Source organism: Pseudomonas sp. PP3 (genome assembly GCF_905336995.1).
GTDB classification, from domain to species: Bacteria; Pseudomonadota; Gammaproteobacteria; order Pseudomonadales; family Pseudomonadaceae; genus Aquipseudomonas; species Aquipseudomonas reinekei.
The window spans coordinates 5,747,838-5,769,348 of record NZ_HG995459.1; the positions used below are offsets into that span (position 1 = coordinate 5,747,838).

General features: G+C 60.1%; 17 protein-coding genes. 5 read left to right on the forward strand and 12 right to left on the reverse strand.

The window, feature by feature from the left end; all coding sequences use genetic code 11:
* Window positions 1-163: 163 nt before the first annotated feature.
* Both KHO07_RS26115 and KHO07_RS26120 read right to left on the reverse strand, forming a co-directional pair.
* Window positions 164-1,447, reverse strand: coding sequence for an FAD-binding oxidoreductase (locus tag KHO07_RS26115; protein WP_212625914.1), 1,284 nt, complete (start codon window positions 1,445-1,447; stop codon window positions 164-166).
* Window positions 1,448-1,537: 90 nt separating this feature from the next.
* Window positions 1,538-3,028: an aldehyde dehydrogenase family protein gene (locus KHO07_RS26120; RefSeq protein WP_212625915.1), complete on the reverse strand. Its 1,491-nt coding sequence runs from the start codon at window positions 3,026-3,028 to the stop codon at window positions 1,538-1,540.
* Window positions 3,029-3,204: 176 nt separating this feature from the next.
* Here KHO07_RS26120 and KHO07_RS26125 point away from each other — a divergent pair, with 176 nt between their 5' ends.
* The 3 genes from KHO07_RS26125 (at window position 3,205) to nadE (ending at window position 6,281) form a co-directional block, all read left to right on the forward strand.
* Window positions 3,205-4,116 (forward strand): LysR family transcriptional regulator, encoded by a 912-nt coding sequence (locus KHO07_RS26125; protein WP_075947761.1) that lies wholly within the window; start codon window positions 3,205-3,207, stop codon window positions 4,114-4,116.
* A 109-nt stretch (window positions 4,117-4,225) separates the two neighbouring features.
* Window positions 4,226-5,449: a nicotinate phosphoribosyltransferase gene (gene pncB / locus KHO07_RS26130; RefSeq protein ID WP_150735768.1), complete on the forward strand. Its 1,224-nt coding sequence runs from the start codon at window positions 4,226-4,228 to the stop codon at window positions 5,447-5,449.
* 4 nt (window positions 5,450-5,453) lie between these two features.
* A complete protein-coding gene (nadE, locus tag KHO07_RS26135) occupies window positions 5,454-6,281 on the forward strand; it encodes an ammonia-dependent NAD(+) synthetase (RefSeq protein WP_150735769.1) in 828 nt (275 codons plus the stop codon).
* 195 nt (window positions 6,282-6,476) lie between these two features.
* Here the strand turns inward: nadE and azu are convergent, their stop codons facing one another.
* Window positions 6,477-6,923 carry an azurin gene (gene azu, locus KHO07_RS26140; RefSeq protein WP_150735770.1) on the reverse strand — a complete coding sequence of 149 codons (447 nt, stop codon included), beginning with the start codon at window positions 6,921-6,923 and terminating at the stop codon, window positions 6,477-6,479.
* A 344-nt stretch (window positions 6,924-7,267) separates the two neighbouring features.
* Here azu and KHO07_RS26145 point away from each other — a divergent pair, with 344 nt between their 5' ends.
* On the forward strand, window positions 7,268-7,855 hold the full coding sequence (locus KHO07_RS26145) for a TIGR00730 family Rossman fold protein (protein WP_150735771.1): 588 nt from the start codon (window positions 7,268-7,270) through the stop codon (window positions 7,853-7,855).
* Between the two features lie 68 nt (window positions 7,856-7,923).
* The gene (locus tag KHO07_RS26150; protein WP_034149642.1) at window positions 7,924-8,103 is read left to right on the forward strand and encodes a hypothetical protein; all 180 of its coding nucleotides are present in this window, start codon (window positions 7,924-7,926) and stop codon (window positions 8,101-8,103) included.
* 221 nt (window positions 8,104-8,324) lie between these two features.
* On the opposite strand, the gene KHO07_RS26155 is transcribed toward KHO07_RS26150, so the two are convergent.
* From KHO07_RS26155 to rpsF, 9 genes are all read right to left on the reverse strand, one after another.
* Window positions 8,325-9,215, reverse strand: coding sequence for a transglutaminase family protein (locus KHO07_RS26155; protein WP_212625916.1), 891 nt, complete (start codon window positions 9,213-9,215; stop codon window positions 8,325-8,327).
* Entirely contained in the window at window positions 9,215-11,701 is a 2,487-nt protein-coding gene (locus tag KHO07_RS26160; protein ID WP_150735773.1) for a circularly permuted type 2 ATP-grasp protein, read from the reverse strand. Before KHO07_RS26160 ends, KHO07_RS26155 begins: the two co-directional genes overlap by 1 nt.
* Before the next feature lie 88 nt (window positions 11,702-11,789).
* Window positions 11,790-15,065, reverse strand: coding sequence for a transglutaminase family protein (locus tag KHO07_RS26165; protein WP_212625917.1), 3,276 nt, complete (start codon window positions 15,063-15,065; stop codon window positions 11,790-11,792).
* A 328-nt stretch (window positions 15,066-15,393) separates the two neighbouring features.
* Window positions 15,394-17,697, reverse strand: coding sequence for a YgiQ family radical SAM protein (locus tag KHO07_RS26170; RefSeq protein WP_150735776.1), 2,304 nt, complete (start codon window positions 17,695-17,697; stop codon window positions 15,394-15,396).
* Window positions 17,698-17,887: 190 nt separating this feature from the next.
* Window positions 17,888-19,285: a replicative DNA helicase gene (gene dnaB, locus KHO07_RS26175; protein ID WP_150705315.1), complete on the reverse strand. Its 1,398-nt coding sequence runs from the start codon at window positions 19,283-19,285 to the stop codon at window positions 17,888-17,890.
* Window positions 19,286-19,419: 134 nt separating this feature from the next.
* Window positions 19,420-19,866: a 50S ribosomal protein L9 gene (gene rplI / locus KHO07_RS26180; RefSeq protein WP_034149636.1), complete on the reverse strand. Its 447-nt coding sequence runs from the start codon at window positions 19,864-19,866 to the stop codon at window positions 19,420-19,422.
* Window positions 19,867-19,885: 19 nt separating this feature from the next.
* Window positions 19,886-20,779 carry a hypothetical protein gene (locus tag KHO07_RS26185; RefSeq protein WP_212625918.1) on the reverse strand — a complete coding sequence of 298 codons (894 nt, stop codon included), beginning with the start codon at window positions 20,777-20,779 and terminating at the stop codon, window positions 19,886-19,888.
* A 36-nt stretch (window positions 20,780-20,815) separates the two neighbouring features.
* Entirely contained in the window at window positions 20,816-21,046 is a 231-nt protein-coding gene (rpsR, locus tag KHO07_RS26190; RefSeq protein WP_002551829.1) for a 30S ribosomal protein S18, read from the reverse strand.
* 28 nt (window positions 21,047-21,074) lie between these two features.
* Entirely contained in the window at window positions 21,075-21,497 is a 423-nt protein-coding gene (rpsF, locus tag KHO07_RS26195) for a 30S ribosomal protein S6 (RefSeq protein ID WP_003217491.1), read from the reverse strand.
* Window positions 21,498-21,511: the final 14 nt, after the last annotated feature.

Below are 21,511 nucleotides of genomic sequence, written 5' to 3' on the forward strand. Positions count from 1 at the left end.
CCCGCGCCATCATTGCAACCGCGACACTAAACGGCGTGCAACCAGCCTGTAACAACGCGCGTCACCGAACTGCACACTGCTGGTGCGGGACTGCTACAACCCGCACCATTACAGGCTAGCCGCTGCGCCGAAAAGCGCCGCTCCCAGCAACAAATTTCAACAATCAGATCACAATGCGCAAGCACTGGCCCGCGTGATACAGCGAAAAACCCGCCTCATACAGACAACTGCGCAACCCCACCCCGGCCAATGGCTGCATGGGCGCAAAGGGAATCGGTAGCGCTTGAGGATTTCCGTTACACAGGTAATCGGCAAACGCTTTACCGACCACCGTTCCCGTGGTCACGCCCCGACCGTTGTAACCGGTGACTGCCACTAAACCGGGCGCCGGTTCGAACAGGCGCATCAAATGATCGGGAGTAAATGCGATGCAACCGGTCCAGGTGCATTCCCATTCCACCGGTTTGAGGTAGGGGAAATAATGCTGTTGCACCCGGTCGGCCCAGGCCTTGAGAAACCAGGCTGGCTTCTGATTGCCATTCCCCAGACTGCCCAGCAGCAAGCGCCCGTCCTTGTCTCGACGAATGCTGCTGAGCACTTGCCGGGTGTCCCAGGACCCCTGGCCACCGGGCAAAATCTGCTGCGCAGCGTCTTCGATCAGCGGCACCGACGCCACTTGGTAGTAATAACCGGGGAAGAAATTGCGCCGCAGTTCGGTCCAGGCGCCTTCGGTGTAGGCGTTGGAAGCGATTACCACTTGCTCGGCCAGCACCGAGCCCTGCGCGGTTTGCACCGACCAGCGCTGGCCCTGACGTTCGAGTCGGGTCACCGGGGAATGATCGAATAATTGACCGCCGAGGCCGATGGCCGCTTTGGCCAGCCCCGTGGTGTATGCCATCGGATTGATCGTGCCAGCACGGCGATCGAGCAACGCGGCGGCGATTTTCCTGGTACCCGTGGCTTGTTCACAGGCTTGGCCGGTGAGCAATTCAACCGGCGCGCCACGGCGTTTCCATTGTTCTTCACGACTGCGCAAATCCGCTTCGCCACGGGCGTTGTGCGCCATGTGCAGCGTGCCTTCGCGACGGAGCTGGCAATCGATGTTGTACTTATCCACAAGGCTGAAAACCAGTGAGGGCGCCGCCCCTAGCATGCGATTGAGCTGGCTGCCGACCTTTTCGCCGAACCCGGCCTCGACTTCGTCCGGTGGAATCCACATTCCGGCGTTGACCAGCCCGACGTTGCGCCCCGACCCGCCATGCCCCGCGCGATGGGCTTCCAGCACACAAACGGTCTTGCCCTGTTCCAGCAAATGCACCGCCGCCGACAGTCCGGTGAAACCGGCGCCGATGACGCAGACATCAACCTTTACTTCCCCCTTGAGCGCCGCGTTGTCGGGTCTTTGCGGCGTCAGTTTTTCCCACAGACACTCTTCGCGTAACGGCATTGCCAGACTCCAACAGAAACCTAACCAACACACAGTTCATGTGGGAGCGAGCCTGCTCGCTCCCACAGGGGATCACTGTACGACCGAGCATCAGTCGAACGTAATACCCTGCGCCAACGGCAACTCCAGCGAGTAGTTCACGGTGTTGGTCTGACGGCGCATGTAGCCGCGCCATGCGTCGGAACCGGACTCACGACCGCCACCGGTTTCTTTCTCGCCACCAAACGCGCCACCGATTTCCGCACCGCTCGGGCCGATGTTGACGTTGGCGATGCCACAGTCGCTGCCCACCGCCGACATGAACTGCTCGGCTTCACGCACGTCGGTGGTGAAGATGCACGAGGACAAACCTTGCGGTACAGCGTTATTCAGACGCAGGGCTTCGTTGAAATCGCTGTAACCGATCACGTACAGAATCGGCGCGAAGGTTTCGTGGCAGACCACCTCGCTCTGCTCCGGCATTTCGACGATGGCCGGCGCTACGTAGTAGGCATTCGGGAATTTGTCTTCGAGCTGACGCTTGCCGCCGAACACCTTGCCGCCTTCGCTCAGGGCCTGCTCCAGCGCGTCCTGCATGTTCTCGAAGCTGTTTTTGTCGATCAGCGGGCCGATCAGGTTGCCTTCCAGTGGGTGGCCGATGCGCACTTTGGAGTAGGCGGCTTTGAGGCGGGTGACGATCTCTTCTTTCACCGACTCATGGGCAATCAGGCGACGCAACGTCGTGCAACGCTGACCGGCGGTGCCGACGGCGCTGAACAGAATGGCGCGAACGGCCATGTCCAGGTCGGCGCTTGGGCCGAGGATCATCGCGTTGTTGCCGCCCAGTTCCAGAATGCTGCGGGCAAAACGTGCGGCGATTTTCGGCGCCACTTCGCGACCCATGCGGGTGCTGCCGGTGGCGCTGACCAGCGCGACACGCGGATCATCGACCAGGGCTTCGCCGGCATCGCGACCGCCAATAATCACCTGGCTCAGGTGCGGGGGGGCGTCGCTGAAGTTCTTCAGCACGCGATCGAACAGCGCCTGGCAGGCCAGCGCGGTCAGCGGGGTTTTCTCCGACGGTTTCCAGATCACCGGGTTACCGCAGACCAGCGCCAGCGTGGCGTTCCAGGCCCAGACGGCGACCGGGAAGTTGAACGCGCTGATCACGCCGACGACGCCCAGCGGGTGCCAGCTTTCGCGCATGTGGTGGCCAGGGCGCTCGGAAGCGATGGTCAAACCGTACAACTGACGGGACAGGCCGACGGCGAAGTCGCAGATGTCGATCATCTCCTGGACCTCACCCAGGCCTTCCTGAGTGATCTTGCCCGCTTCCCAGGACACCAGCTCGCCGAGATCGGCCTTGTATTCACGCAGAATGTCGCCCAGTTGACGCACCAGCTCGCCACGGCGCGGCGCCGGGACCTTGCGCCACAGCTCGAACGCATGATCTGCGCGACTGATGTGCTGCTCGACTTCAGCGGCACCTTCCCAGTTCACGGCGGCGATGCGACTGCCGTCGACAGGCGAATGCACAGGCACCTTGCCGTTCTGGTACAGGGCCGGGTTCACACCAAGACGATCAAGCAATGCGGCAACCATGGGTCACTCCTCAAGCAAAAAACGGAACGTGTGCAGCCGGACAATCGCGGCTGATCAGACCTGTAGTTTTAGCTCCCCGGAGGTTACTCAACAAACGACCATTAAGAGAGATATCATTCCGTTTATTCATGCTGTGCATTGCCGGCAATAAAGAGACAAGAACAAAAGGACCGCCCATGCTGAACAAACGCTATTTGCCATCGATCGCTGCCCTGCAGTGTTTCGAAGCCGTGACCCGGCATTTGAGCTTCACTCGGGCCGCCGAAGAACTGAACCTGACCCAGAGCGCCGTCAGCAAGCAGGTGGCGCAACTGGAAGAACTGTTGCAGCACCTGCTGTTCCGTCGCGTACGACGACGCCTGCAAATGACCCCGGCGGGCGATTTGTACCTGGTGGAGGTCCGGAAAATTCTCACGCAGGTCGAGATGTCGACCCATTACCTGCGTTCCTACGGCGGCGAGACAGAAGTCCTGCGCGTCTCGACGCCGTCGACCTTCGGCGCGCGCTGGCTGGTCCCACGCCTGAAAGGCTGGCGCCTGCGTCATCCCTCGATCCATCTGGACCTGTGCAACGAACAGGAAGCCGACGATCTGCTGCAAGGTCGCAGCGACCTGGCGTTCTATTTCGGCCAGGGTTCGCGCCCTGGCACCGAATGCCTGAAGCTGTTCAGTGAAGAGCTGGTTCCGGTGTGTGCCCCCGGCAGCCTGCCCGACACACCATTCACCGACCCGACGCAACTCACCGACCTGGTCCTGCTGCAAAACGCGTCTCGGCCTCAGGCGTGGCATGACTGGTTCGACAGCCAGGGCTATCACACCGAACACAGCTACCACGGCCCGCGCTTCGAAACCTTTTATATGTGCATCCGTGCGGCGCAAGTCGGCTGCGGCGTAGCGTTGCTGCCGCGTTTTCTGGTGGAAGAGGAACTGGCGGACGGCAAGCTGGTCATTCCCTGGCAGCATGCAATGCCCAGCACCGATGCCTATTACCTGGCATACCCGGAGCATTCGGCGGAAGTGCCCAAGGTGCGAGATTTCGTGAAGTGGATGCTGGAGCAGGTTGATAGCCCGGCCACTCCACACGCTTAGGCCCAGACAAAAATCCTTGGCCACAAGAGATCTGGTGTCCAAAAAATTGCTGGCAATACCCACCACCGATATGCGCCACTAGCCTTATTCCCTGTGGAGAACCCCCGTTATGAGCGAGAGTGTGTTTGCCGATCGCATCGTGCAGAACCTGCTCGACACCGACTTCTACAAACTGACGATGATGCAGGCGGTGCTGCACAACTACCCGAACGTCGAAGTCGAATGGGAGTTTCGTTGCCGTAACAGTGAAGATCTACGTCCGTACCTGGCGGAGATTCGTTACCAGATCGAGCGTTTGTCGCAATTGAGCCTGAGCGCCGATCAGTTGGGTTTCCTCGAGCGCATCAGCTTCCTGAAACCGGACTTCCTGCGCTTTCTCGGGCTGTTTCGGTTCAACCTGCGTTACGTCCACACCGGCATCGAGAATGGCGAACTGTTCATCCGCCTGCGAGGCCCGTGGTTGCATGTGATTTTGTTCGAAGTCCCTCTGTTGGCGATCGTCAGCGAAGTGCGCAACCGCTTTCGCTACCGTGAGATCGTCCTCGAACAGGCCCGCGAGCAGCTCTATCGCAAGTTCGACTGGCTGACGGCCAACGCCAGCAGCGACGAACTGTCGGAACTGCAGGTTGCCGATTTCGGTACGCGTCGACGCTTCTCGTACCGCGTGCAGGAAGAAGTGGTCAATGTGCTCAAGCACGACTTCCCTGGCCGTTTCGTCGGCACCAGCAACGTGCACCTGTCCCGGGAGCTGGACATGAAACCGCTGGGCACCATGGCCCACGAGTGGATCATGGCGCACCAGCAACTCGGGCCACGGTTGATCGACAGCCAGATTGCCGCCCTTGATTGCTGGGTCCGTGAATACCGGGGTCTGCTGGGGATCGCGCTGACCGACTGCATCACCATGGATGCCTTCCTCGGTGATTTCGACCTGTTCTTCGCCAAGCTTTTCGACGGTTTGCGCCACGACTCGGGTGATCCGGTGGTTTGGGCGGAAAAAGCCATCGCTCACTATCACAAGCTTGGCATCGACCCGATGAGCAAGACGCTGACCTTCTCCGACAGCCTGACACTGCCCAAGTCCCTGGAGATATTCCGGGCCCTGCGAGGTCGGATCAATGTCAGCTTCGGCATCGGCACCAACCTGACCTGTGACATTCCCGGTGTCGAACCGATGAGCATCGTGCTTAAAATGACCGCCTGCAACGGCCAGCCGGTGGCGAAGATCTCCGACGAGCCAGGCAAGACTCACTGTAAAGACCCGAATTTCGTCGCCTATTTGCGACACGTTTTCCAGGTTCCTGCCTCATCCAGTCTATCTAGCAAGGAGTGAATTCATGCAAGCCGTACAGCGTGAGATTGCTGAGCAGCTCAAGGTTCAACCGCCGTTCGCCGATGACGCCGCCCTCGAGGCAGAAGTCGCCCGGCGCATTACCTTCATTCAGGATTGCCTGATCAATTCCGGGCTCAAGACCCTGGTGCTGGGCATCAGTGGCGGCGTCGACTCGCTGACCGCCGGCCTGCTGGCCCAGCGCGCCATGCGCGAACTGCGCCAGCGCACCGGTGACGGCGGCTACAAGTTCATTGCCGTGCGCCTGCCGTATGAAACCCAGTTCGATGAACACGATGCCCAGGCTTCGGTGGACTTCATCAAGCCGGACGAGCGCCACACCGTGAACATCGGTCCGGCGGTCAAATCCCTGGCCAATGAAGTGGCGGCGTTCGAAGGCAAGCACGCGGTGTCGGTGGACTTCGTGCTCGGCAACACCAAGGCCCGCATGCGCATGGTCGCCCAGTACACCATCGCCGGTGCGGCCCACGGTTTGGTGATCGGCACCGACCACGCAGCGGAAGCGGTGATGGGCTTCTTCACCAAGTTCGGTGACGGCGCTTGCGACCTCGCACCGCTGAGCGGGCTGGTGAAAAACCAGGTCCGGGCGATTGCCCGCAGCTTCGGCGCCCCGGAATCCCTGGTGGAAAAGGTCCCGACCGCCGACCTTGAAGACCTGTCACCCGGCAAGCCGGACGAAGCTTCCCACGGCGTGACTTATGCCGAGATCGATGCGTTCCTGCATGGTCAGCCGGTGCGCGAGGAAGCGTTCAAAATCATTTGCGATACGTACAACAAGACCCATCACAAGCGTGTGATGCCGTTTGCGCCTTGAGGCGTGACTGAATGAAAAAGCCCGCTGAAGCGTTGAGCTTCAGCGGGCTTTTCTTTGGCCGGAGAATGCGTCGATTTACCGGCCTCTTCTCGGGCAAGCCCACACAGGGTTTCAGCTGTCCACACATGCTGTGTCCGACACAGAACTTTGTGGGAGCTGGCTTGCCAGCGATGAACGATGACGCAGTATTTCGGCTTACTTCAGCGTAACCGTGCCTTTCATCATCGAGATGTGCCCCGGGAACGAGCAGAAGAAACCGTATTTCTCGTTGGCATCCAGCTTCGACACGTCGAAGGTCACCGAGTCGGTTTCCTTGGCGCCGATCACTTTGGTGTGCGCGATCACACGGGCATCACCTTCTTTCAGGTATTGCTTGTCGATGCCGGCGCTCAGGCCATCGGTGGCGATCGGCTGCATGTCGGCTTCTTTACTCAGTACCCAGTTATGGCCCATCACATTCTTCGGCAGGTTGCCGGAATGGGTCAGTTCGACGGTGAACGTCTTGCAGCTCTTGTCGATCTCAATGGCCTTGGTGTTGAAGGACATTTGGTCAGTGGAGTCAACGGTGACTTTGCACTCGGCAGCCATCAATTGGCTGCTGGCCAGCGTCAACAGGGATACCGCAACAAGTTTGGCAAACATGGTGAATCTCCAAGGCAGGGTTAACGAAAAATGCGAATGGACAGAAGACTGCCTGAAAACTTCGCAAGTTCATATGACTTGAATCAAAAATTGTATACAACTTTCAGGCTATGACATCGATGCAAACAATCTACCGGCCAAGCGTCTGGACCGGCCCTATGATCAGACCGTCCTCAATCAACGGAGCGTCTGTCATGTCCATCAATAGCCTGTTGTGCAGCTTGCTCGCCGCCTATGCCTGTGGCGCCAGCGGCACTTATGAAACGCCCAAGCGGGAAGTTTAGCCCTTGGAGCGCCGAGCACCTGCCTTTACTCTGTGGCCCTGATCGACCATGGAGCAAGGCATGTCTTTAACATCCGTATGTGTATTTTGTGGCGCCAGCACCGGCACCCATCCGGCTTATCGTGAAGCGGCTGTGGCCTTGGGCCAAGCCCTGGCCGAGCGCAAGCTGACCCTGGTCTATGGCGGCGGTGCCGTGGGCTTGATGGGCATTGTGGCCGATGCCGCGCTGGCAGCCGGCGGTGATGTGGTGGGCATCATCCCGCAAAGCCTCATGGATAAAGAAATCGGCCATAAAGGCCTGACCCGCCTGGAAGTGGTCGACGGTATGCATGCGCGCAAGGCGCGGATGGCCGAACTCAGCGACGCCTTCATTGCCCTCCCCGGCGGCCTCGGCACCCTGGAAGAGCTGTTCGAAGTCTGGACCTGGGGCCAGCTCGGCTACCACGGAAAACCGCTCGGTTTGCTGGAAGTGAACGGTTTCTACAGCAAACTCACCGGTTTTCTTGATCACATCGTCGGCGAAGGCTTCGTTCGCGCGCCGCACCGTGACATGCTGCAGGTGAGCGAATCGCCGCAAACGCTGCTCGACGCGCTCGATAGTTGGCAGCCGAGCGTACTGCCCAAGTGGGTCGAGCAAAAACCCGACTAACGACTTGGCACCGATACAGGGCAGAATACGCGCCGCTCAACCTCACCTTCGACCCCAGAGGATCGCCCATGGCTAAACCCAATTATTCCTTCGCCAAACGTCAGCGTGACTTGGCAAAGGAGCAGAAGAAAGAGGAAAAACTTCAGCGCAAGAAAGCTACAGCTGAAGAAGCAGCACTGAACCCTGATGGTGAAGTGGCAGCAGAAGATGATGTTGATGCACCGAAAGATCAGGCGCCCGACGCCTGAAACCCTCCGGGCCGGATGATCTGATCAGGCCCACCGGATCTGTGTCCAGGGTTGGTAGCGTTGCTGCTGACCCTCACAGGCCAACCTGAAAAACTCAAATCTTGAATGAACATACAGTTCCCTGTGGGAGCGAGCCAGCTCGCGAAGACGGTGGGACAGTCAACATTTCTGTGACTGACAATCCGCTATCGCAAACAGCTCGCGCCTCCAGTCGATCTTCATTACTCCAAGGGCATCACGGTGACGCTGACTTCCGGATCATGATTGCCGCCCCCGAGAATCACCCCACGCAGCGGCGACACATCGGAAAAGTCTCGCCCCCAGGCCAAAGTGATGTGCTCAAGCGCCGGTTGCACATTGTTCGTTGGATCGAAATCAACCCACCCCAGCACCGGGCAATACACCGACACCCAGGCATGGGACGCATCTGCGCCGATCAATCGTGGCTGGCCGGGTGGCGGCTGGGTCAGCAGGTAGCCGCTGACGTATCGAGCAGCCAGCCCCCGTGAACGCACGCAAGCGAGCATCAAATGAGCGAAGTCCTGACAGACACCGCGCCGACGTTCCAGCACTTCCACCAACGGCGTCGCCACCTGGGTCGCTTCGGCATCGAAGGTGAACTCGCTGAAGATTTTCTCCATCAGGGCCTGAACCCCAAGCAACAGCGGCCGCCCTTGCGGGAAGCAACTCGCGGAATATTCGACGAAGTTGCGCTTCAAATGCACATAGGGTGATTCGAAGCGGTAACGGCAGGCGTCAAGCAGTTCAGGCGACAGCGGCTGGCCGCTGTAGGTCAGCGCACTGCGGGTGTCTACCCACACGGGGCAACGATTGAAGTCCAGCACCGGCCGGGGCAGTACTTCGATCGTGAGGCTGGCGTTGACCAGCAGTTCATCATGGGGACGCTCAAACGCCAGCCGGGTCAACGGATTGCCGAACACGTCCAGCTCATCACGACGCGAGGTGGGGTCAGGGCTGATCTGCAACTGCTGATCGGTGCAGCGTTGCCAGGCACAAGGACGCGGCCACAGGTGCGCCAGCTGCTGAGCCAGGGACACCGGGCTGTCGTAGTGATAATGGGTGTCGTGGAAAATCTGGTAATGGGCGCTCATCAGACAGACACCGTGCGCTGGCTGACATCATCGACATGCGCGAAATGGCGCAAGGCCAGGCGATCCGAGACCTGCCCGCTGGCGTCGGCGATCGCTTGCAGCAGATCAGCCAACCCATCGAGGGCCGCGCGTACGCTGCTTTCGCCGAACAGCGGATTCTCCAGGCAGCCCAGATCAAAACGCGCCAGTCGTTCGACCAGCAACGGCAGCCCTGCCTCGCGCGGCGCGCCAAAGTCATCGTTCAGACGTTTGAGGGTGCGGGTCACCAGCTTCAACTGGAACAGCACCGCGTGCGGGTTCTGTTCGTCGAGCAGCAACAGGTCGAGCACCGGGATCAATTGCGCCACCGCCAGATACCGCGAGCGGTAGGTGATGCTGCTGTTGCCGAGCTCCAGCAGCCACTCCAATCCCGCCTGGTCGAACGCCCCGGCACCGCGCAGAAAGGCCGCCAGGCTGCCACTGAGAAATTGCAGACGCTCGATACGCCGACCGATCATCAGGAAGCGCCAGCCTTCATCCCGGGTCATGTCGTCGAGGGCAAAACCGGACAGTGCCGCCAGGGACATCACCAGACGGTTGAGAAAATCGAGCAACTCGCCGAAATCCGGCTCATCGGTTTCCAGCTCAATGGCCTCGCGCTGCAATTCCACCAACGCCTGCCAGTTCTCCCGTGAAAGCTTGCCCCGCACCTGCGACGCCGCCCATTGCAAGCGTTGCAGGTTGGAGCGAAGGCTGAACGGCCAGTCATCACCGAGTATCGCCGCCAGCAAGCGCTCGGGCAGCTCGCCTTCGTCAGGCAACAGCATCAACCGTTCGCCCAGCTCGACCGCCGCTTGCAGGGCCTGCGGGTCATCGCCGTCGACGTAGCGCGCCAGCATGATCCTCAGCAACCGGGCGCTGTCGTCGCAGCGTTCACAGTAACGACCAAACCAGAACAGATTCTCCACCACCCGCGACGGCAGGTACGGATCGCGCCGCACCAGATCGTGCACGCCGATGTTGCGCTGGGCTTTCCATTGTTCGCCGCTGGGCGGACGGTCGCCCAGCACCCAGGTGTCCTTGCTGGCGCCGCCGCGCTGCATCGACACGACTTCGGCGTCGGCTTCGGCGGCCACGCGGGTCAATCCGCCAGGAAGCACCCGATAGCCTTCGCGGCTGGCCACCGCATACACGCGCATGCCAATGGCCCGGGGTTGCAGCATGCCGCCCTCGGCTTGCCAGATCGGCGCCTGGGACAATTGCGCCAATTCTTGCGCAACGTAGGCGTAAGGACGTGCCTGCATGCGCTCGGCGAGTTCCTGACGCTGTTTTTCACTCAAATCCCGGCCGAACACCGGTATAAAACTTTGCGACGGAAACGCCGGTTTGATCAGCAGTTCCGGCAGTTTTTCCAGGGCCTGGGCCAACACCGGCGCTTCACCGCACCACCAGGTCGCAATGGACGGCAGGATCAATTCTTCACCAAACAGGAATTGATTGATCTTCGGCAGGAAGCCCAGCAGCCCTGGCGACTCCAGCACACCGCTGCCAAGGGCATTGGCCACTAGCACTCGCCCCCGCCGCACGGCTTCCAACAGGCCCGGCACGCCAAGGGCCGAATCGGTGCGCAGCTCCAGCGGGTCGCAGAAATCGTCGTCGAGCCGGCGCATGACCGCATGAACCCGGCGCAGGCCGCTGAGGGTTTTCAGGTAGACCGTGGCATCGCGCACCGTCAGGTCGCCACCCTCCACCAGCGGATAACCGAGCTGACGCGCGAGGTACAGATGCTCGAAATAGCTTTCGTTGAAACGCCCCGGTGTCAGCAGCACCACCAGCGGCGCGTCTTCATCGCTCGGCGCCTGGCGCGCCAGGGTTTCCTGCAGCGTGCGGAAGAAGCCGGCCAGGTGTTGCACTTTCAGATCGCGGTACAACTCGGGAAAGGCCCGCGACACGATGGTGCGGTTTTCCAGTGCATAACCGGCACCCGACGGCGCTTGAGTGCGGTCCGCCGTGACCCACCAACGACCATCGGGGGTACGCGCCAGATCCACGGCATACAGATGCAGAAAAGCGCCGTCAGGCGGGTTGATACCCTGACAGGGCCAAAGGAAGTTGTTGTGGCCAAACACCAGTTCGGCCGGCAGCAGGCCTTCGGCGATCAGGCGTTGCGGGCCATAGAGGTCAGCCAGCACCGCATTGAGCAACCGCGCACGCTGGGCAATGCCGGCAGACAACTGTTCCCACTCGTCAGCGGCAATGACGTGGGGCAGCAGGTCCAGCTCCCACGGCCGATCGGCGCCCTTGGGGTCGGCGTAGACGTTGTAGGTAACACCGTTTTCCTGAATCTGCCGGGTCAGCAGGGCCTGACGCTGCACCAGTTGCGCCGGCGAACTGCGCTGCAATTGGTCGAACAATCGACGCCAATGCGGGCGCACGGCCCCGCTGTCGTCGAGCAGTTCGTGATAGGTGCCCGCCGTGAGCGGGTAGCGGTCTAGCAGGTCAGGCATGGAAAGCTCGGCAGACAGCAATGAACGGTCAGACTAACGCAGGCTCATGACGCCCGGATATACGAAAAATCCGAGCGTCGCGTACGGTTTAGAAACGTCGTAAATCGAGAGTCATCGGCAGCTCGTCGTTAATTTCCAGAATCGGGATAGGAAGTTTCCCAGGCGTGTGTCCGATCCGGAAGAAACGCGCCATACGACGGCTCTCGGCTTCATTGGCGTTCACCGGCAAGGTCTCGTAGTTGCGGCCCCCGGGATGCGCCACGTGATACTGGCAGCCGCCCAGTGAACGCCCCATCCACGTGTCGAGCAGGTCGAACACCAGCGGTGCGTGGACCGGGATGGTCGGTTGCAGACAGTTGGTCGGTTGCCACGCACGAAAACGCACGCCTGCAACGAATTCTCCTACACGCCCGGTGGGCTGCAACGGCACCGGAATGCCGTTGCAGGTCAGCAGATAGCGCTGCGGCGGCAAACCACTGAGTTTGACTTGCAAGCGCTCCAGAGACGAATCCACATACCGCACCGTGCCACCGACCGCGCCCTCTTCGCCCAATACGTGCCAAGGCTCAAGTGCCTGACGCAGCTCCAGCGCAATACCGCTGACGGCGTAATCGCCGACCTTGGGAAAACGAAACTCCAGATGCGCCGCAAACCATTCGGCCCGTACCGGATAACCGGCAGCGTTGAGATCAACGATGACGTCGGCAAAATCCTGTTCGATAAAGTGCGGCAACAGGAACCGGTCGTGCAGCTCCGTGCCCCAGCGCGCCAGTTTTGGCGGCGCGTAAGGCTCACGCCAGAACCGTGCGACCAGCGCCCGCAGCAACAGCTGCTGAGCCAGGCTCATGCGTGCATGCGGCGGCATTTCAAAGGCGCGCAGTTCAAGTAAACCAAGGCGCCCCGTCGCGCCGTCGGGCGAGTAGAGCTTGTCGATACAGAATTCGGCGCGGTGGGTGTTGCCAGTGACATCGATCAGCAGGTTTCTCAGCAACCGGTCGACCAGCCACGGCGCACACGCTTCGCCCGGTTCAGGCATCTGTGCAAAGGCAATTTCCAGTTCATACAAGGCATCGTTTCGCGCCTCGTCGACGCGTGGCGCCTGGGACGTCGGGCCGATGAACAGCCCGGAAAACAGGTAGGACAGCGAAGGATGGTTATGCCAGTAACTGATCAGGCTACGCAGCAAATCCGGACGCCGCAGAAACGGTGAGTCAGCCGGTGTCGCGCCACCCAGTACGAAATGGTTACCGCCGCCGGTTCCAGTGTGTCGACCATCGATCAGGAATTTCTCGGTGGTCAGTCGGGTCTGGCGCGCTTCTTCATAGAGAAACTCGGTGCGTTCGACCAATTCGTCCCAGGTTGCGGACGGCTGAACGTTGACCTCGATCACGCCCGGATCAGGCGTAATGCGGAAGTTGCTCAACCGTGGATCGCTTGGCGGTTCATACCCTTCCAGCAGCACCGGACAACGCAGTTCTTCGGCAGTGGCTTCGATGGCAGCCACCAGCTCCAGATAATCCTCGACCCGCTCCAGGGGCGGCATGAACAGATACAACCGGCCTTCACGCGCCTCGGCGCAAAACGCTGTGCGGGTCAGCCAGTCGGCGGACTCATCAATTTTCGGGACTCGATCCTCAATCAGCGCCGCCGTGCCCTGACGTTGCGATTGGGCGGTGTCGGGGAGCGGTGGAAACTCCTGATTCGGGTCTTGTGGATGAATAAACGGATATTCCGCCGCTTTCACCCAGGGCTGCGAACCCAGCGGCAAGCGATAGCCCAGTGGCGAATCCCCCGGCACCAGGCGGCAATGTTCATCGCGCAAATACCAGCGACCGCTCTGCCACTGATCGCCCTTGGCGGTGCGTGCCAGCGGCAGGACCTGGCCGATCACCTTGTCCAGCCCCTGACTGAAGACCTTGCGCAGACGTGCGCGCTCCAGGGGCTCCTCAAGGCGCGAATCTTCGGCGCTGACGTTCTGCGGCAACGTACCTTCGCGCCAGAGGTAATAGAAATTGTCTTCGTAGGCCGGAAACACAAAGCGCGTAGGAATCTTCAGTCGCTCGGCGACACTCGCCAGGAAACGCCCGGCCAATTCGCCGGTCGCGCCATAGTCCTCCTGCTCGTCGGCAATCAGTGCGCTGTTGTTCCAGATCGGCACCCCGTCACGGCGCCAGTAGGCATTGAGCGACCAACGCGGCAGCTGCTCGCCGGGGTACCACTTGCCCTGGCCGAAATGCACCAGGCCTTGCGGCGCGTAGCGCTTCCTCATGCGCTGGAACAGCTCGGCGGACAGACGTCGTTTATCCGGCCCCAGTGCCGCTGTATTCCACTCGGCACCATCCGGGTCATCGATGGACACGAAGGTCGGCTCACCGCCCATGGTCAAGCGCACATCGCCTTCCAGCAGGTCAGCATCGATTTGCCGACCCAACGCCTGAATCGCCAGCCATTGATCATCGGTGTAGGGCCTGGTGACGCGGGGCGCCTCCCAAATCCGCTCAACCGACATCTCGTGGCTGAATTCGCACTCGCATGGTTCCACCAACCCCGTGATCGGTGCCGCAGAGGACGGATCGGGACTACAGGCCAACGGAATATGCCCTTCACCGGCGAACAGCCCCGAGGTGGCGTCCAGGCCGATCCAGCCGGCGCCGGGCAAGTAAACCTCGCACCAGGCGTGCAAGTCGGTGAAATCGACGTCGGTGCCGGAAGGACCGTCGAGGCTTTTCACGTCAGCGGTCAGCTGGATCAGGTAACCGGAAACGAAACGCGCTGCCAGCCCGAGGTTACGCAGCAGTTGCACCAGCAACCACGCGGAATCGCGACACGAACCGGAGCTTTGTTCGAGGGTGAACTCAGGCGTTTGCACACCCGGTTCCATGCGGATCAGGTAGTCGATGTCTTCACTCAGGCGCTGGTTGAGCGCAACGAGGAAATCCACGGCGGGCAGTGGCGTGCGGTCGATGGCATCCAGATAGGCCTGGAACCTGGGCGTCAGGGGCAACGTTTCCAGGTAAGGGGCCAACTCCTTGCGCTCATCGGCGGCGTAAGTGAACGGGATTTTCTCGGCGTAGGGTTCGAGAAAAAAGTCGAAGGGATTGAAGACCGCCATTTCGGCCAGCAAATCGACTTCGATCCGCAGCTCATCGGTTTTTTCCGGGAACACCAACCGCGCCAGGTAATTGCCCTGCGGGTCTTGCTGCCAGTTGATGAAATGCTGCTCGGGCGAGATTTTCAGCGCATAAGACAGAATCCGCGTGCGGCTGTGGGCGGCCGGGCGCAGACGAACGATCTGCGGACCGAGCTCAACGGCGCGGTCGTAGCGGTAATGCGTGACGTGGTGCAATGCGACATGAATCGACACGGCGTGCCTCCTGCGAGCCCTAAGCGTATTGGAAAGCGCGCAAGACTTATGCCATCCAGCAGCGCTGGCGCTTTCCCCGATTGCTTGAGGCAGTACAGCACCAAAATCGGGCGAGGCGGGAAAATGGTTTGAATCGATTGCACGTAAATGTGGCGCCACCCGGCTTCTGTGGCGAGGGACCTTGCTCCCGCTGGGGCGCGAAGCGGCCCCAAAATAGGCGACTGCTTCGCAGCCGAGCGGGAGCAAGCGCCCTCGCCACAAATGGAATTCACCGCACAATGCAAAACGCCAACCCGAAGGTTGGCGTTCTGTTCAGCTCAAGCGCAGCTTAGCGCGGGACGACCGGCTTGCGGGTGGGCTTTGGCCCCTTGCCTTTGGCCGCGTCCTTGCGCTCCTTGGCCGCCTGCTGGTTGCGGGCAAACGCCGCCGCCTTGGCCTGTTCACGCTTGTCCCACGGGTTACCGCCATCGCTGGCGCGTGGTGGCAGGCCGGTGTGCTGGGTCAGGATCTTGGTGGTCTTTTCCCCTGCAACCTTGTGGCTGCCGGCCGGCGTCGAGTTCTTGCGACGGGCACTCTGGTAGCTGTCGGTGGACGGCTGGTGCAGCGGGATCAACTGGTTCTTGCCCGGCCCGATCAGGTCGGCGCGGCCCATGCGGGTCAGCGCTTCACGCAGCATCGGCCAGCCTTTCGGGTCGTGATAACGCAAGAACGCCTTGTGCAGACGACGCTGCTCTTCGCTCTTGACGATGGTCACCGCGTCAGACTTGTACGTGACTTTGCGCAGCGGGTTTTTGCCCGAGTGGTACATCGCTGTGGCGGTGGCCATTGGCGACGGGTAGAACGCCTGCACCTGGTCGGCACGGAAACCGTTGCCCTTGAGCCACAGGGCCAGGTTCATCATGTCTTCATCGGTGGTGCCTGGGTGGGCAGCGATGAAGTACGGAATCAGGTACTGCTCTTTGCCCGCTTCCTTTGAATACTTCTCGAACATGCGCTTGAACTTGTCATAGCTGCCGATGCCCGGTTTCATCATCTGGTTGAGCGGACCTTCCTCGGTGTGTTCCGGGGCGATCTTCAGGTAACCACCCACGTGGTGGGTCACCAGTTCTTTGACATATTCCGGCGACTCGACCGCGAGGTCGTAGCGCAGGCCGGAAGCGATAAGAATCTTCTTCACACCCGGCAAGGCGCGAGCGCTGCGATACAGCTGGATCAATGATGAGTGGTCGGTGTTCAGGTTCGGGCAGATGCCAGGGAAGACGCACGACGGCTTGCGGCACGCGGATTCGATTTCCGGGCTCTTGCACGCAATGCGGTACATGTTCGCGGTAGGGCCGCCGAGATCGGAGATCACACCGGTAAAACCCGGGACCTTGTCGCGAATCTCTTCGATTTCGCGAATGATCGACTCTTCGGAGCGGTTCTGGATGATCCGGCCCTCGTGCTCGGTAATCGAGCAGAACGTGCAGCCACCGAAGCAGCCACGCATGATGTTCACCGAGAAACGGATCATGTCGTAGGCCGGGATTTTCTCCTTGCCGTACGCCGGGTGCGGAATGCGCGCGTAAGGCATGCCGAACACGTAGTCCATTTCTTCAGTGGTCATCGGAATCGGTGGCGGGTTGAACCAGACATCGACTTCGCCATGCTTCTGGACCAAGGCGCGAGCGTTGCCCGGGTTGGTTTCCAGGTGAAGCACGCGGTTGGCGTGGGCGTAGAGGACAGCGTCGCCACGGACTTTTTCCACAGAAGGCAGACGAATCACCGTTTTGTCGCGGGTCATCTTGGGACTTGCCAGGATCTGCACGACCTTGGCTTCCTGCGGATCCTCAACCGGACCCTTTTCCTGCTCGATGGCGCAGGCCTGGGTGTCCTGGGTGTTCACGTACGGGTTGATGATCTTGTCGATCTTGCCCGGACGGTCGATGCGCGTGGAATCGACTTCGTACCAGTCTTTCGGCGTGTCACGACGGATGAACGCAGTGCCGCGCACGTCAGTGATGTCTTCGATCTTGTGACCGTAGGACAGACGCTGGGCAACTTCGACGATCGCACGCTCGGCGTTGCCGTAGAGCAGGATGTCGGCGCAGGCATCAATCAGGATCGAGTTGCGAACCCGGTCCTGCCAGTAATCGTAGTGAGCGATGCGGCGCAGGGACGCTTCGATGCCGCCGAGGACGATCGGCACGTTTTTGTAGGCTTCCTTGCAGCGCTGGCTGTAGACCAGGCTTGCGCGGTCCGGACGTTTACCCGCCAGGCCGCCCGGGGTGTAGGCGTCGTCGGAACGGATTTTCTTGTCGGCGGTGTAGCGGTTGATCATCGAGTCCATGTTGCCGGCCGCGACACCGAAGAACAGGTTCGGCTCGCCAAGCTTCATGAAGTCGTCTTTGGACTGCCAGTTAGGCTGGGCAATGATCCCGACTCGGAAGCCCTGAGACTCCAGCAGCCGGCCGATGATTGCCATGCCGAACGACGGGTGATCGACGTAGGCATCACCGGTGACGATGATGATGTCGCAGGAATCCCAGCCAAGCTGATCCATCTCCTCCCTGCTCATTGGCAGGAATGGCGCTGGCCCGAAACATTCGGCCCAGTACTTTGGATAGTCAAATAACGGCTTGGCTGCTTGCATGTCGATAACCGGTGTTGGCTTTCATTGAATTTCGCGGGCGCGGAATATAGCACAAATTTTGACCAATTCCGACGGCCATGGTCGGAAATTGCGTCGACCCTATCGCGAGCAAGCTTGCTCCTACAGGTACGACGCGCCCCCTGTAGGAGCTGGCTTGCCAGCGATGGGGCCCTTGAGGGCGCTAAATAACTTACTCGTCGTCGTCGAAGTTATAGCTACCCGGTGCCAGGTTTTCGAATCGCGTGTACTTACCGATAAAGGCCAGGCGGATAAAGCCGATCGGCCCGTTCCGCTGCTTGCCGATGATGATCTCGGCAATACCCTTGTGTTCGGTTTCCGGGTGATACACCTCGTCGCGGTAAACGAACATGATCACGTCGGCGTCCTGCTCGATCGCTCCGGATTCCCGCAAGTCGGAGTTCACCGGGCGCTTGTTGGGACGTTGTTCCAGGGAACGGTTGAGCTGGGACAACGCCACCACCGGGCAGTTGAATTCCTTGGCCAGGGCTTTCAGGGATCGGGAGATCTCGGAAATCTCGTTGGTCCGGTTGTCACCGCTGGAACCCGGAATCTGCATCAACTGCAGGTAGTCGATCATGATCAGGCCGACTTCGCCGTGCTCACGCACCAGTCGCCGGGTCCGGGCACGCATTTCAGACGGGCTGATGCCGGCGGTATCGTCAATGAACAGCTTGCGGTCGTTGAGCAGGTTGACCGCCGAGGTCAGGCGCGGCCAGTCGTCGTCTTCAAGCTGACCGGAACGGACCTTGGTCTGATCGATACGGCCGAGGGACGACAACATACGCATGATCAGCGATTCGCCTGGCATCTCCAGCGAGTAAACCAGAACAGCCTTCTCGCTGCGCAACACGGCGTTTTCCACCAGGTTCATCGCAAAGGTGGTTTTACCCATGGACGGACGGCCGGCGACGATGATCAGGTCGGAGGGCTGCAAGCCGCTGGTCTTCTCGTCGAGGTCGGTATAGCCCGTGGACAGGCCGGTAATGGCGTTGTCGGTGTTGAACAGTGTGTCGATACGGTCGATGGCTTTGGTCAGCAGATCATTCACACCCACCGGGCCACCGGTTTTTGGCCGGGCCTCGGCGATCTGGAAGATCTGGCGCTCAGCCTCGTCAAGAATCTCGGCGGCTGTACGGCCTTCCGGATTGAACGCGCTGTCGGCGATTTCGGTGCTGATACCGATCAACTGGCGCAATGTCGCCCGCTCGCGAACGATTTGCGCATAAGCCTTGATGTTGGCGACCGATGGCGTGTTTTTCGCCAGCTCCCCGAGGTAGCCGAGGCCGCCGACTTGCGAAGTCTGACCTTCCTTATCCAGTTGCTCGGACAGGGTCACGACGTCGATCGGCATGTTCTGATCGGCCAGTTTGGCGATCGCACGGAAAATCAGACGGTGGTCATGTCGATAGAAATCGCCGTCGGAGACTTGATCGAGCACGCGCTCCCAGGCGTTGTTGTCCAGCATCAGACCACCGAGAACAGCCTGTTCGGCTTCGATGGAATGCGGCGGCACCTTCAGCGCGGCGGTTTGCAGATCGTATTGCTCAGGAGCGGAAATTTCGTTCATGGCCACTTGGTTGTTCAGAAAAAACAGGGATTGAAAAACAGGAGTTACCAGAAAGACAAAGGGCACGACCTGTAAACAGGATCGTGCCCGATGTTACCGGCAAGCACCCGAGGGTGCCAGCCGACAAGTGCTGCTTAAGCTGCTACCACGACAACGCGTACGGTGGCTTCAACTTCGGCGTGCAGGTGCACGGCTACGTCGAATTCGCCTACGTTGCGGATGGTGCCGTTCGGCAGACGAACTTCGCTCTTCTGCACTTCAACGCCGGAGGCGGTCAGTGCGTCAGCGATGTCGTGAGTACCGATCGAACCGAACAGCTTGCCTTCGTCGCCAGCGGTGGCAGTGATGGTCACTTCCAGCTCGGCCAGTTGGGCAGCGCGGCTTTCAGCCGACGATTTACGATCTGCTGCTGCTTTTTCCAGCTCGGCACGACGCTCTTCGAACGCAGCCAGGTTGGCTGGGGTCGCAGCGGTAGCTTTGCCGTAAGGCAGCAGGTAGTTACGACCGTAACCAGCCTTAACGTTCACTTTGTCACCCAGGTTGCCCAGGTTGGTGACTTTTTCCAGAAGGATCAGTTGCATGTGAAAATCCTCTTAACTTTTAACCTTCACCGTTCGCGCTATCGGCATCTTTCGGTGCCGAACGACCGCGAAAATCAATCAGGCTGTCGACGATGGCCAAGACCACCAGCAACGGATAGATCAGCTGCATGAACAGCAACAGCGTGACGTACATCCCCACCAGCCAGAATCTGGCCAGTCGCTTTTGCGCCACCAGCCCGTGAATCAGGGCCAGCCCGGCGAACACCAGCGGTACGCTGCACAACGGCGTCAACATGGCCATCTGTGAACCGAGGTTCGGTCCCAGAAGCATGCACGCCAGCAGCAACATCGCCGGCAACAGCGGGAAGCGGATGGCGCGAAACTCGCGACCAAAACCACCCGGGTTGTACAACAACGCCTGCCAGTAGCGCCCGACAAGCAGGCTCAACAAGCTGACGATTTGCAACAAAGCCGCAATCAGGCCGGTCAGGACCGGTGCAATCAGGGACGCGAAACGCGCTTGTTCGTCTACCGACAACTTCTGGTAAACGTCACCGAGTAGCGACGGCATGACTTTTATCAAAGCCTGCGCCAGCATCTCGATCTGGGGACCAAAAGCCGTCCCCAACACCACTGAAAACACCACTCCCATCGCTATGCTGACCAGCAGCACGCGGTTCCAGGACTCGCTTGCGCGCAAAACCAGCGCAAGGCTCGCAGACCCCAGCAGCACCAGAAGTGCCCGTGGGTCGTCGGAGTAAAGCCACCAGAGCAATGCCGGCAGCAGTCCCAGAGCAAGAACGCCCAGGGCGTCCTTCAATCCGCGCCGCAGGAGCACAAGGCATCCAGCGGCAGCACCCAACCAATACAACAACGGCAATGCCGCACATCCAGCCACTACCAGAGTGGCCTGTACACGGCCCCGCATGATGAACTCAGCCAAGGCACGCATACATTCAATCCTTTGCTACGAGTCGACTGCCCGGTCTCAGCGGCCGTGGCTGTCGGTGTAGGCCAGCAGGGCCAGGAAGCGGGCGCGCTTGATAGCGGTGGCCAGCTGACGCTGATAACGAGCTTTGGTACCGGTGATGCGGCTTGGAACGATTTTGCCGGTCTCGGATACGTAGGCTTTCAGAGTGTTGAGATCTTTGTAATCGATCTCTTTCACGTCTTCAGCGGTGAAGCGGCAGAATTTACGACGACGGAAGAAACGTGCCATTTGATAGGCTCCTTAAAAGGTCCGTGGATTACTCGTCAGCGTTATCGCTGTTGTCGCTGTCATCACTGTCAGCGCTTTCAGCGCCTTCGTGCTCAGGACGGTCGCGACGCTCACGGCGCTCACTGCGGTTTTCTTCAGCCTTGAGCATCTCGGATTGGCCGGTAACGGCTTCTTCGCGACGGATGACCAGGTTACGGATCACTGCATCGTTGTAGCGGAAGTTGTCTTCCAGCTCGGCCAGGGCCTTGCCAGTGCACTCAACGTTCAGCATCACGTAGTGAGCTTTGTGAACATTGTTGATTGCGTAGGCCAGTTGACGACGGCCCCAATCTTCCAGACGGTGGATTTTGCCGCCGTCTTCTTCGATCAGCTTGGTGTAACGCTCAACCATGCCGCCGACTTGCTCGCTTTGATCCGGGTGGACCAAAAAGATGATTTCGTAATGACGCATGAATGCTCCTTACG

Excerpts from the sequence above, each read along its gene's own strand:
- KHO07_RS26115 (WP_212625914.1), bottom strand. The coding sequence starts at position 1,447 with ATGCCGTTACGCGAAGAGTGTCTGTGGGAAAAACTGACGCCGCAAAGA.
- KHO07_RS26120 (WP_212625915.1), bottom strand. The coding sequence starts at position 3,028 with ATGGTTGCCGCATTGCTTGATCGTCTTGGTGTGAACCCGGCCCTGTAC.
- KHO07_RS26125 (WP_075947761.1), top strand. The coding sequence starts at position 3,205 with ATGCTGAACAAACGCTATTTGCCATCGATCGCTGCCCTGCAGTGTTTC.
- pncB (WP_150735768.1), top strand. The coding sequence starts at position 4,226 with ATGAGCGAGAGTGTGTTTGCCGATCGCATCGTGCAGAACCTGCTCGAC.
- nadE (WP_150735769.1), top strand. The coding sequence starts at position 5,454 with ATGCAAGCCGTACAGCGTGAGATTGCTGAGCAGCTCAAGGTTCAACCG.
- azu (WP_150735770.1), bottom strand. The coding sequence starts at position 6,923 with ATGTTTGCCAAACTTGTTGCGGTATCCCTGTTGACGCTGGCCAGCAGC.
- KHO07_RS26145 (WP_150735771.1), top strand. The coding sequence starts at position 7,268 with ATGTCTTTAACATCCGTATGTGTATTTTGTGGCGCCAGCACCGGCACC.
- KHO07_RS26150 (WP_034149642.1), top strand. The coding sequence starts at position 7,924 with ATGGCTAAACCCAATTATTCCTTCGCCAAACGTCAGCGTGACTTGGCA.
- KHO07_RS26155 (WP_212625916.1), bottom strand. The coding sequence starts at position 9,215 with ATGAGCGCCCATTACCAGATTTTCCACGACACCCATTATCACTACGAC.
- KHO07_RS26160 (WP_150735773.1), bottom strand. The coding sequence starts at position 11,701 with ATGCCTGACCTGCTAGACCGCTACCCGCTCACGGCGGGCACCTATCAC.
- KHO07_RS26170 (WP_150735776.1), bottom strand. The coding sequence starts at position 17,697 with ATGCAAGCAGCCAAGCCGTTATTTGACTATCCAAAGTACTGGGCCGAA.
- dnaB (WP_150705315.1), bottom strand. The coding sequence starts at position 19,285 with ATGAACGAAATTTCCGCTCCTGAGCAATACGATCTGCAAACCGCCGCG.
- rplI (WP_034149636.1), bottom strand. The coding sequence starts at position 19,866 with ATGCAACTGATCCTTCTGGAAAAAGTCACCAACCTGGGCAACCTGGGT.
- KHO07_RS26185 (WP_212625918.1), bottom strand. The coding sequence starts at position 20,779 with ATGCGTGCCTTGGCTGAGTTCATCATGCGGGGCCGTGTACAGGCCACT.
- rpsR (WP_002551829.1), bottom strand. The coding sequence starts at position 21,046 with ATGGCACGTTTCTTCCGTCGTCGTAAATTCTGCCGCTTCACCGCTGAA.
- rpsF (WP_003217491.1), bottom strand. The coding sequence starts at position 21,497 with ATGCGTCATTACGAAATCATCTTTTTGGTCCACCCGGATCAAAGCGAG.